This window comes from Nocardioides sp. ChNu-99 (genome assembly GCF_029493445.1).
Taxonomy (GTDB): Bacteria; Actinomycetota; Actinomycetes; order Propionibacteriales; family Nocardioidaceae; genus Nocardioides.
This window is the reverse complement of the sequence record NZ_JAHWBL010000087.1, coordinates 1-10699: the sequence shown is the minus strand read 5'-3', so window position 1 is coordinate 10699 and position 10699 is coordinate 1. Positions and strand designations below refer to the sequence as shown.

The following is a 10699-nucleotide window of genomic DNA, read 5'->3' as shown; positions in this document are numbered from 1 at the left end:
CGGGCCCTCCCCGACGCGGGCGCACGGCGCCCGGTGCTGCGCCCGGGCGGGTCGCCCGACCGATCCGTCGACGTGTCCGGCACGCTGCACCGGCCCCTCGCCCCGCTCGCGGTGCCGCCCGAGGAGGGCATCGGCACCACGCGGCTCGGCTCCCGCGGCGGGCCCGTCCGGCCCGGAGGACCGGCGGACGGCGCGGCCGGCCCGGGCACGCTGCCGTCGGTGGCCTGCCCCGAGGGCCACCCGAACCCCCCGCACCGCACGACGTGCCGCGTGTGCGGGGTCCTCGTCACGCGCGACGTCCGTCCGGTCGCCGCACCCGTCCGGGGCCGGATGACGGTCAGCACCGGGGAGGTCGTCGAGATCGACGCCCCCGTCGTCGTGGGCCGCTCCCCCCGGCCGGACCTGGTGCCCCGACCGGGCACGGTGCGGCTGGTCGCCGTGCCCGAGGGCCACGTCTCCGCCACCCACGTCGAGGTGCGCCCCGACGGCTGGCAGGTCGTCGCCCTCGACCGGCGCTCGACCAACGGCACCTTCTTGCGCCGCCCCGACCACGAGCCCCTCCGCCTGCGGGACGAGCCGGTCGTGCTCGCCAGCGGGGACGTGCTCGACCTCGGCCACGGGGCGTGGCTGTCGTTCGACGAGCTCGCCTGAGGGCGGCTCCGCCGCGGGGACCGCTGGGGGCGGCTCCGCGCGGGGTCAGCTGCGGGGGGCCACCCGGAAGGTGAACCAGGTCGACTTCAGCCCCAGCTTGGAGCGCACCGTCGCGCCCGTGACCGTCACGGTCCCGGCGCTGCCGCGGAACGTCACGGAGTTCACCCGGCCGCCCCACTCGCCGTACCCGTTGCGGTCGGAGACCGCGATGGCCTGCAGGTTGCCGAGCTGGGGCCAGGCCCGCTCGATGGTGACGTCGGTGACGCGCAGCAGCCAGGTGTGGTTGGGGTTGGCGGACGTGCTGTCGTAGGGGTCCTGGCGGGCCGTGAGGTACGGCGCGGAGCCGTTGTTGGTCCACCCGCCGTTGGACGAGGAGAACTGCGCGAACGCCGGCTCGCCCTGGTAGCTGAGGATGGCGCCCGCCGTCGCGTCGATCGCGCGGTTGGAGCCCGACTTCTCGGCGGTGTACCCGCCGTACACCTGGCAGGTGGTGGTGTCGCAGATCTGGTAGTGGCGCGCCTTGGGCTCGGAGCGCTGCTGCACGGCGTACGTGCGGGCCGCGACGGCCTGCGCCTGCACGGCGGCCGGGGTCCACGAGGACGGCATCTCGCGCGGCACGACGCCGCGCAGGTAGTGCTCGAGCGTCACGTGGTTGACCGTGTCGCGGCGCGAGGCGCCGGGCTCGCTGATGGCGGCGCGCAGGGTGCCGCGGTACTGCACCGTCGAGCGCCCGCCGTCGAGGATCAGCGGGATCGCCCCGCCGCTGGCGTAGAGCTCGGCCTCGCCCTGCGTGCGCTTCCAGAACACCCACTTGCCGCCGCGGGCGAAGCTGACGATGGAGGTGTCCGAGCCGCCGTAGCTGACCCGCCAGCTGCCCGACACGCCGGCCGGGACGGGCAGGCGCGCGTTCGTCCCGCGGTCGACGACCGTCAGGCCCTCGCGCCAGCCGACGATCGTGTCGCCGTCGTCGTCGGCGCTGATGCGGACGCTGATGGTGCCGCCGGCCGTCGTGACGGTGGTGCCCGGGTAGTAGAAGCGCAGGATCTCGCGCACGTTCACGCCGCGCTGCGCCGCGCCGTACGCGCCGTACTGCGACATCCCGTTGCCGTGCCCGAAGCCGTGGCCGTCGATGGCGATCGTGGCCGCGTTCGGCACCGCCCACCACTGGTCGTCGACCGGTACGGCGCCCGCGCGGCCGCCGCCGGCGGCGACGAGGCCCACGCCCAGCAGCAGGGAGGCGAGGAGGCGGGCACGGCGCAGGCGGGGACGGCGCGGACGGACAGGCACGGGTGGGGCTCCTGGGGCACTCGGCGGCAGGCGGCAGCCCCGGGCGGGGGCTACCCGGGGCTGGTGTGAAGGGTGTGACGGATGTGCACGACGATCGGATCACAGGCCCGCGGGGCCGTGCAATCGGAACGCTTGAACTACAGAGGGGTAGTTAGCGCCCCGGGTCCGCGCACAACGACGGGGCCCGCCGCGCGGCGGGCCCCGTCGTCGTGCTGGGGGTGGTGCTGATGCTGGCGTCGGGTCAGACGTGGTGCATCCGGCGGGCCGCCTCGGCGATCGACCCGGACATCGACGGGTAGACGGTGAACACCGCGGCGAGCTGGTCGGCGGTGAGGCCCTCGCCCACGGCGACGGCGACCGGGTGGATGAGCTCGGAGGCGCGGGGGCCGACGACGACGCCGCCCACCACGATGCCCGTGCCCGGGCGGCAGATCAGCTTCACGAAGCCGTCGCGCACGCCCTGCATCTTCGCCCGGGGGTTCCCCGAGAGCGGGAGCAGCACGGTCTCGGCCTGGATCTCGCCCTCGTCGACCGACTGCTGCGACCAGCCGACCGTGGCGATCTCCGGGGAGGTGAAGACGTTCGAGGACACCTTGCGCAGGTCGAGCGGCTGCACCGCGTCGCCGAGGTGGTGCTGCATGGCGATCCGGCCCTGCATCGCCGCCACCGAGGCCAGCATGAGGACGCCGGTGCAGTCGCCCGCGGCGTACACGCCCCGCGCGCTCGTGCGCGAGACGCGGTCGACGCCGACGAAGCCGCCGTCCTTCAGGCGCACCCCGGCCTCCTCGAGACCGAGCCCCTCGGTGTTCGGCACGGAGCCGAGCGCCAGGATGCAGTGCGAGCACTCCACCTCGGTGCCGTCGGTCAGCCGCACGGTGACGACGTCGCCCGAGCGGGTGACGGACTCCATCCGCGAGCGGCTCAGCACCTTCATGCCGCGCCGCGTCAGCACCTCCTCGAGCACCCCGGCCGCGTCGGCGTCCTCACCGGGCAGCACCCGGTCGCGCGAGGACACCAGGGTGACGTCGATGCCCAGCGAGAGGTACGCCGAGGCGAACTCGGCGCCGGTGACGCCCGAGCCGACGACGACGAGCTTCTCGGGCACGTCGGCGATGTCGTAGACCTGCTCCCAGGTGAGGATGCGCTCCCCGTCGGGCACCGCGCTCGGGATGACGCGCGGCGAGGCGCCCGTCGCGACGAGCACCGCTCCGGCCTCGAGGGTCTCCTCGCCGCCGTCGACGAGGTCGACCACGACGCGGCTCGGGCCGTCCAGGCGGCCGCGGCCGTGGACCAGCCGCACCCCCTCCCGGTCGAGACGCCGGGCGATGTCGCTCGACTGGTCGGCCGCGAGCTGCTTGACCCGGGTGTTGACCCGGCCCAGGTCGACGCGGATCGAGGTGGCCGCGTCGCCCTCGACGTCGAGGAAGCTGAGCCCCAGCTCGGCGGAGCCCGACAGCTCCGACATGAGCTCGCTCGTGGCGATGAGGGTCTTGCTCGGCACGCAGTCGGTCAGCACGGCCGAGCCGCCCAGACCGTCGGTGTCGACCACGGTGACCTCGGCCCCGGCCTGGGCGGCGACGAGCGCGGACTCGTAGCCGCCGGGCCCGCCCCCGACGATGACGACGCGGTTCATCGGCACCTCAGAGGTTGATCATGTGGCCGGAGATGCCGTGGACGGCCTCCTTGACGGCCTCGGTCAGGGTCGGGTGCGCGAAGACGTTGCGCCCGACCTCGTCGGCGGTCAGGTCCCACTTCTGGGCCAGCGTCAGCACGGGCAGCAGCTCGGTCACGTCGGGGCCGATCATGTGGGCGCCGAGGATCTCGTTGTGCTCCGCGTCCGCGACCACCTTGACGAACCCGACGCCGTCGCCGAGGCCCTGGGCCTTGCCGTTGGCGCTGAACGGGAACGTGGACGTCTTGACGTCGTACCCCTTGTCCTTGGCCTGCTGCTCGGAGTACCCGAACGAGCCGATCTGGGGGTGGCAGTACGTCGCGCGCGGGATGAAGTCGAACTCGACCGGCATGGTCTCGGCGCCCGCGATGACCTCCGCGGCGACGATGCCCATGGCCTCGGCGACGTGGGCGAGCATCATGCGGCCCGTGACGTCGCCGATCGCGTAGACGCCGTCCACGTTGGTGCGGCCGTACTCGTCGATCGCGATGGCGCCGCGCTCGGTGAGCTCGACGCCCGTGTTCTCCAGGCCGTAGCCCTCGGTGCGCGGCGCGAAGCCGAACGCGGCGAGCATCTTGTCGGCCTCGAGCACCTGCTCGTCGCCGCCGGCGGCCGGGGCGACGGTGACCTTCACGCCCGAGCCCGTGTCCTCGACACCCTTGACGGCGGTCGAGGTCATGATCTTGATGCCCAGCTTCTTGTAGTGCTTGAGCAGCTCCTTCGACACGTCCGCGTCCTCGGTCGGCACGATGCGGTCGAGGAACTCGACGATGGTGACGTCGACGCCGAAGTTCTTCATCACGTAGGCGAACTCGACGCCGATCGCGCCCGAGCCGCCGATGATGATCGAGCCCGGCAGGTCCTCGTCGAGGATCTGCTCCTCGTAGGTGACCACGTTCTGGCTGATCTCGACGCCGGGCACCGTGCGCACCTTCGCGCCGGACGCGATGATGACGTCGTCGGCGGTGTAGGTCGTCGTGGAGCCGTCGGAGCCCTTCACGTCGATCGACTTGGGGCCGGTGAAGGTGCCCCACCCGTCGATCTCGGTGATCTTGTTCTTCTTCATCAGGTAGTGGACGCCCTTGACGATGCCGGCGCTCACCTGGCGCGAGCGCTTGAACGTCGGGCCGTAGGACATCGTGACGTCACCCTCGATGCCGTACTTGGCCTTGTCGTGGGTGAGCGTGTGGGCGAGCTCCGCGTTCTTCAGGAGCGCCTTGGACGGGATGCAGCCGACGTTGAGGCACACACCGCCCCAGTACTTCTCCTCGATGACGGCGACGGACTTGCCGAGCTGGGCGGCTCGGATCGCCGCGACGTATCCACCGGGGCCGGCACCAAGGACGAGGACATCGAAGTGGGTCACGGGGACCAGACTATCCACCCGGACGGCCCCGTCCCGGGCGGGATGGCTACCGCCCGGTACGCCCTGCGCGAACGGGGCCGGGAGGTACGTCGCCCGCGTGCGCCGACGGGTGTCGCGCGCCACTCTGGCCTACAGTTCGCGACGTGCACCACGACGACCTGGACCCGACCGAGGCCGCTACCGCTGCCGCCGCCCGCCTCGCCGAGCTGACGGGGGTGGAGCGCCACGACGCCGCCGTCGTCCTGGGCTCCGGGTGGCTCCCGGCCGTCGACATGCTCGGGGAGACGGTCGCCGAGATCGCCACCACCGACCTGCCCGGCTTCGCCCCCGCCGCGGTGGCCGGCCACGCCGGCAAGATCCGCTCCGTGCGCGCCGGCGACCGCTCCGTCCTGGTCTTCCTCAGCCGCACCCACTACTACGAGGGCCGGGGCGTGCGCGCCGTCGTGCACGGCGTGCGCACCGCCGCCGCCGCCGGGTGCCGCACCATCGTGCTGACCAACGGCTGCGGTGGCCTGAAGGACACCTGGTCCCCCGGCACCCCCGTGCTCATCAGCGACCACATCAACCTGACCGGCCGCTCCCCGATCGAGGGCCCGCAGTTCGTCGACCTCACCGACCTCTACTCGTCCCGGCTGCGCGCCCTGTGCCGCGAGGTCGAGCCCGGGCTCGACGAGGGTGTCTACGTGCAGTTCCCCGGTCCCCACTACGAGACCCCGGCCGAGATCGGCATGGTGCGCGCCATCGGCGGCCACCTCGTCGGCATGAGCACCACGCTGGAGGCCATCGCCGCCCGTCAGGCGGGCATGGAGGTGCTGGGCATCTCGCTGGTCACCAACCTCGCGGCCGGCATCTCCGGCGAGCCGCTCGACCACGCCGAGGTGCTCGAGGCCGGTCGCTCCGCGGCCACGCGCATGGGCACCCTGCTCGGCGCCGTGGTGCCGAGGCTCTAGGCCGCCCGTGCCGAAGATCTCGGGAGAGTCCCTGTCGGCCCACCGCGAGCAGATCCGCGAGCGGGTCTTCGCGGCGTTCGTCGAGCTCGTCGGCGAGCGCAGCTTCGAGGCCATCACCATGGCCCAGCTCGCCGCGCGGGCCGGCGTGGGACGCACGTCGATCTACCACCACTTCCCCGACAAGGACGCGGTGGTGGTGGCGTTCGCCTCCCACGAGACGACCCGCTACCTCGAGACGCTCGAGGCGGTGCTGGCGGACGCCGGCAGCCCGACCGAGCGGCTGCGCCGCTACCTGCACCACCACCTCGCCGAGGGCGAGCAGTTCCACCTGGGCCTCGGCCCCCAGGTCTACGGACTGCTCTCGGACTCCTCGCTGCGCGAGATCCGCGAGCACGTGGTGGCGGTCGAGACCGTGCTGCGCGACATCGTGGACGAGGGGGTGGCGAGCGGCGAGTTCGCGGTGCGCGACGTCGACGCCGTCCTCCCCCTCGTCCACGCCTGCCTCAACCCGCGGCAGGTGCCCGCAGACGTCGTGGTCGAGTTCGTCCTCGGCGGGATCAGCGCACGCTGAACGTGCGCGTCGCGCTCGACGGCTCGAAGACGTTGGACCCGCCGTACCCGACGACGAGCCGGTAGGACCCGGCCGGGAGCGCCGGCACCGCGAAGCGGCGCAGGCCGTCGAACGCCGCGTTCGCGACGAGCTGCTGGACGCCGGACGACCACGCCACCGAGCCGTCGGCGCGGTAGACCTTCACCGCGATCGGCCCACGGGCGCGGGGCACCGTGGACCCGGTCCGGGGGTCGGTCGCCACGGCTCCGGCCAGGAGGCTGCCGGTCCGCCGGGGACCGGGCGCGACCTCGAAGGACGACACGGCCGTCGTCGCGGCGCGGGACACCACGAGCCGGCGCGTGACGACCAGCCCGTCGGCAGCCGCCTCGGGGCTGGTGACCTCGAGCTGCAGCGTGCGGGTGCCCGGCAGGGTGCGCTCGGGGACGCGGAAGCGCAGCACGCCCCCGCCCCGGTTCTCGGCCACCACCCGGGCACCGTCCAGGCCGGTGAGCAGTCCGCCGAGCGCGGCGGGCCGCTGGACGCCGCGCACGGCGAGCCAGACGAAGGTGTCGGTGCGACCGAAGGTGTGGGCGCTCGGGCCGGACGACTCGACGACGACGTCGCCGCCCAGGGCGTCGCGGTCGACCTCCAGCGGCGTCGAGGCGGAGCCGCCCGGGCCCGCCTCGCCGTCGGACTGCCAGGCGTAGACCGCGTGGTCGGCGTCGGCGAGGACCCGGTCGGCCTCCGCGGTGAGGGTCGTGGTGAGGGCTCCGGCGTACTCCTCCGCGGCGGCGGCGGGCTCCTCGACGACCGCGGCGAAGGCCGACGGGTCGACGGACGCGGGATCGGTGAGCCCGGCCGGGCCGAGCGCGAAGGTCACGGTCGCGCCGCCACCCTCGGCGGGCAGCACCACCCCGCGGGCCGTGGCGTCGACCGCGAGGCCGGCGGACGAGGCGGAGCGCACCCGGGCGTCGAGGGTGAACGCGTCCTCGGCGGCCTGGACGGCGCCGGGCGCGATGGCGGGGGCGGGGGCAGTGGCCGCGGCGGTGGCGGCGCCGGTGGGGGCGAGCAGGGCCGGTCCGCCGAGCGCGAGCGCGGCGAGGGAGGCGAGCGCCACGCGGCGCAAGGAGCGGGTGGGGGTACGACGAGCCGTCACGGTGGTCCTTCCGAGCAAGGATCAGGGGCCGGTGCGTCCGCCCCCGCGAACGCCCGACCCTAGCGCTCGCGGGCCCCGGCCGGGAGGCCGTCGGGCGCCCCGGGGTGAGCGAGGTCGGGCGGAGGAGGTCGGGCGCTCGGCGCCTCAGCGCACGCGCAGCCCGCGCACGGTGGCGCCGGGCTCGAGGTTCGCGGAGCCGCCGTACCCCACGGCGAGGCGGTAGTCGCCCGCCCGCAGCACGGGCACCCGCACCACCACCGTGCCGTCGGCGGTGACCGGCAGCGTGCCCGAGCTCCAGACGCTGTCGGTGCCGAGGTAGACCTTCACCGACACCGTGGCGTCGGGCTGCGGCGGCGTGACGTCGAGGCCCCGGACGAAGGGCGCCACGAGCAGCAGGCCGGTGTCGCGGGTGGTGGGCGGCCGGATGAAGGAGGCGCCCACGACGGACTCCGCCCTGCGGACCTCGAACGCGTGGGTGGCGCGCAGGCCGTCGCCCTCTCCCCCGGCGGTGTCCAGCGTGGCCACGACCTCGTGGGGTCCGGCCCCGAGCGCGGGGTCGGGGCGCACGTGGGCGCGGCCGGACCACGAGAGCGGGAGGGTCGTCGGCTCACCGACCCCGCTGACCTCGACGCGGGCCTCGTCCCCGACGTCGCCCGCGACGTACGCGGTGAAGCCCTGCAGCGCCGCGTCGACGCGTCCGTAGGTCAGGCTGGTGGGGCCGTCCACCCGCAGCTCGACGGCCCCGTCGGACCCAGCGGCCCCACCGGCCCCGTCGGTCTCACCGGGGCGCGCCGTGGCGGGGTCGGGGCCGCCGGGGAGCACGAACGCCAGGACGGCCAGGACCGCGAGGACGACGACGGCCGCGCCGACCGCGAGGACGGGCACGGACGACCTCGCCCCGGTGGTACGGCGCTGCTCACCCATGTCGGCTCCCGTCGGTGCCCGGCCGCCTCGTGCGGCCGGGGGCCGGCGCCCGGCCACCGACCAGCCCACCCTAGACGCCACGGACGCACACGGGGCCCGGTCCTGGGGAGGACCGGGCCCCGTGCGGGGTGGGAGCTGGTGTCAGCGCACGTCGACGTAGCGCGAGTGGTTCGACGACAGCAGCAGGTTCGAGCCGGCGTACCCGATCACGACCGCGTAGCGGCCGGCCGGGAGACGCGGGACCGTGACCTGCAGCTGGCCGCCGGCCAGCTGCTTCACGCCGGAGTACCAGACGACGCGGTTGCCCTGGTAGAACTTCACGGCCACGGGGCCGGCCGCGGCCGGGACGCCCGTCGTGTTGGTCTTGGGGGCGACGACGACGCGCACCGTGCTGGCGTTGCGGCTCGACGGGCTCGACAGGAACGACGCGCCCGTGGTGGACGTGCCCTGCAGGACCGTGAAGGTCGTCGTGGTGGTGGTGCCGTCACCGGCGCCGTCCGTGGCGAGGGTGTAGCGCGCGGTGTAGGTGCCCGGCGCGAGGGTGGCGGGCACCCGGAACGCGGCCTGGCCGTACTTGACCGGGGTGGACTGCGCCGCGCCGACACCCGTCAGGGTGACGGTGCCGGCACCGTCGGCGACGCCGGCGACCTTCGCGGCGACCCAGGTGGTGGTGGCGTAGCGCTGCCCGGTCGAGCCGGTCGCGGTGAGGGTGACGTCGGCGACGGGCTCCTCGAGGGCGCTCCAGTCGATGGTGACCGGGGTCTGGGTGTCCTGCGAGACGTTGGAGTAGGTGTGCGCCTGCCAGGTGTAGAGCGCGTAGTCCACCGTCGGGTCGAGCTTCTCGGTCGGCGCGCTCACCGAGGTGGTGAAGGTGCCGCCCTCACCGATGGACGCCGCGGGCACCCAGTTCACGCCGGCGAACAGCGCGGTGTTCTCGCGGTCGGACACGTCGGGCATCTCGCCGGCCGGGGCGAGCCCGACGTACACGCCGTTGTCCCCCTCGACCGTCACGCCGCGGAAGCCGGTGCCGGAGACGCGCAGCAGCAGCCCGTCCTCGTGCGAGGTCGACGTCGTCTCGTAGGTCACCGCCGGCGGGGCGGCCGGGGTCGCCGTGGCCGTGAACGACGACGGCTTCTTGACCGTCTGGTTCGCGCGGCTCTGGTAGAAGTGCGCCCGCACGCCCGGCGTCAGCGCGCCGAGGAACTCGGGCGCGAACGACGCGCCCTCGACCGGCTGGCCGGCCGGGATGCCGAGGGCGGTGGCCTGCTCGGAGTCCGCCGGCAGGACGCCGACCCAGTCGGGCGTGGCCGTGATGGAGCCGACGCCGTCGCCGGCCGTCCACTCGGCGGGCGCGTCGAAGGTGGTGACGACGACCTGGGTGGGCTCGGTCTGGGCCGGGGTGCTGCCCGAGCCGCCCGTGTTCCACGCCGAGACGGTGGCCTCGATCGTGCCCGCGCCGGACGGGCCGACCGTCACGACGGGATCGGCGACCGTGACGGTGTACTGCGCGGGGAGCCCGAAGTTCGGGCCGAACGTCCCCGAGACCGAGCCCTCGTAGGCGACGCTCGCGGCGCCGGTGAACGGGTCGTACGTGCCCACCCCGCCGGGGAACGTGACGACGCCGTCCGCGTCCTCCGTGGCACCGTCGGCGAGCTCGTGGACCGCGAGGTGGTTGTCGAACTGCTGGGAGATCTCCCACTGCAGGGTGGGGACGACGGCGGGCTCGTCGGCCGCGGAGGCGGACGGGGTCGCCAGCGCCAGGGGCGCCGTCACGAGGGCCGCGACGGCCGCCGTGGCGCTCGCGCGGACACCGCGACGGGCTCCGGCTCGGGTGGGGGTGGGCATGGGTGCTTCCTTTCTCGGGTCGACGCGGGCGCGCCGAGGAGGGCCGGTCAGACCGGGGGTGGGGTGGGGTGGGCACCGCCCGAGCGGCGGGAGCGGGCCAGCGGGCCCGGGAGACGGTGGGCGGGTACGGCGAGCAGGGCGGCCGCGGCGAGCAGCAGCCCGCCCCCGACCCACCACAGGGGGCTCGTCCCCGTCGTCGCCGCCGGCTCGTCGGCGGTGACCGCGGAGACCGACCGGAGGTCGTAGCCGAACCCCAGCTGCTCGGCTGCTGCCACCGCGGCCGCGGCGGGGACCGCCA

Annotated in this window: 10 protein-coding genes; 3 read left to right on the top strand and 7 right to left on the bottom strand. The window is 74.6% G+C overall.

The features are described from left to right. On the top strand, positions 1 to 651 hold a 651-nt coding region (locus KK617_RS17920), incomplete at its 5' end, for an FHA domain-containing protein (RefSeq protein ID WP_277501553.1). Positions 652 to 696: 45 nt separating this feature from the next. On the opposite strand, the gene KK617_RS17915 is transcribed toward KK617_RS17920, so the two are convergent. From KK617_RS17915 to lpdA, 3 genes are all read right to left on the bottom strand, one after another. Continuing rightward, complete coding sequence (locus KK617_RS17915) at positions 697 to 1938, bottom strand: SpoIID/LytB domain-containing protein (protein WP_277501552.1); 1242 nt, start codon at positions 1936 to 1938, stop codon at positions 697 to 699. Between the two features lie 241 nt (positions 1939 to 2179). Next, on the bottom strand, positions 2180 to 3571 hold the full coding sequence (locus KK617_RS17910; RefSeq protein ID WP_277501551.1) for an NAD(P)H-quinone dehydrogenase: 1392 nt from the start codon (positions 3569 to 3571) through the stop codon (positions 2180 to 2182). A 7-nt stretch (positions 3572 to 3578) separates the two neighbouring features. Then, positions 3579 to 4976 (bottom strand): dihydrolipoyl dehydrogenase, encoded by a 1398-nt coding sequence (lpdA, locus tag KK617_RS17905; protein ID WP_277501550.1) that lies wholly within the window; start codon positions 4974 to 4976, stop codon positions 3579 to 3581. A 143-nt stretch (positions 4977 to 5119) separates the two neighbouring features. Between lpdA and KK617_RS17900 the strand changes: the two genes are divergently transcribed. Together KK617_RS17900 and KK617_RS17895 are read left to right on the top strand one after the other, a co-directional pair. Then, a complete protein-coding gene (locus KK617_RS17900; RefSeq protein WP_277501549.1) occupies positions 5120 to 5926 on the top strand; it encodes a purine-nucleoside phosphorylase in 807 nt (268 codons plus the stop codon). 7 nt (positions 5927 to 5933) lie between these two features. Next, complete coding sequence (locus KK617_RS17895) at positions 5934 to 6497, top strand: TetR/AcrR family transcriptional regulator (protein ID WP_277501548.1); 564 nt, start codon at positions 5934 to 5936, stop codon at positions 6495 to 6497. Here KK617_RS17895 and KK617_RS17890 read toward each other — a convergent pair. The 4 genes from KK617_RS17890 to KK617_RS17875 form a co-directional block, all read right to left on the bottom strand. After that, the gene (locus KK617_RS17890) at positions 6484 to 7632 is read right to left on the bottom strand and encodes a hypothetical protein (RefSeq protein WP_277501547.1); all 1149 of its coding nucleotides are present in this window, start codon (positions 7630 to 7632) and stop codon (positions 6484 to 6486) included. The two genes, KK617_RS17895 and KK617_RS17890, sit on opposite strands and share 14 nt — an antisense overlap. Positions 7633 to 7776: 144 nt before the next feature. Next, the gene (locus tag KK617_RS17885; protein ID WP_277501546.1) at positions 7777 to 8517 is read right to left on the bottom strand and encodes a hypothetical protein; all 741 of its coding nucleotides are present in this window, start codon (positions 8515 to 8517) and stop codon (positions 7777 to 7779) included. Positions 8518 to 8697: 180 nt separating this feature from the next. Continuing rightward, positions 8698 to 10401: an HtaA domain-containing protein gene (locus tag KK617_RS17880; RefSeq protein ID WP_277501545.1), complete on the bottom strand. Its 1704-nt coding sequence runs from the start codon at positions 10399 to 10401 to the stop codon at positions 8698 to 8700. A 47-nt stretch (positions 10402 to 10448) separates the two neighbouring features. Continuing rightward, positions 10449 to 10699: hypothetical protein (locus KK617_RS17875; RefSeq protein ID WP_277501544.1), on the bottom strand; the 251-nt coding region annotated here is incomplete at its 5' end.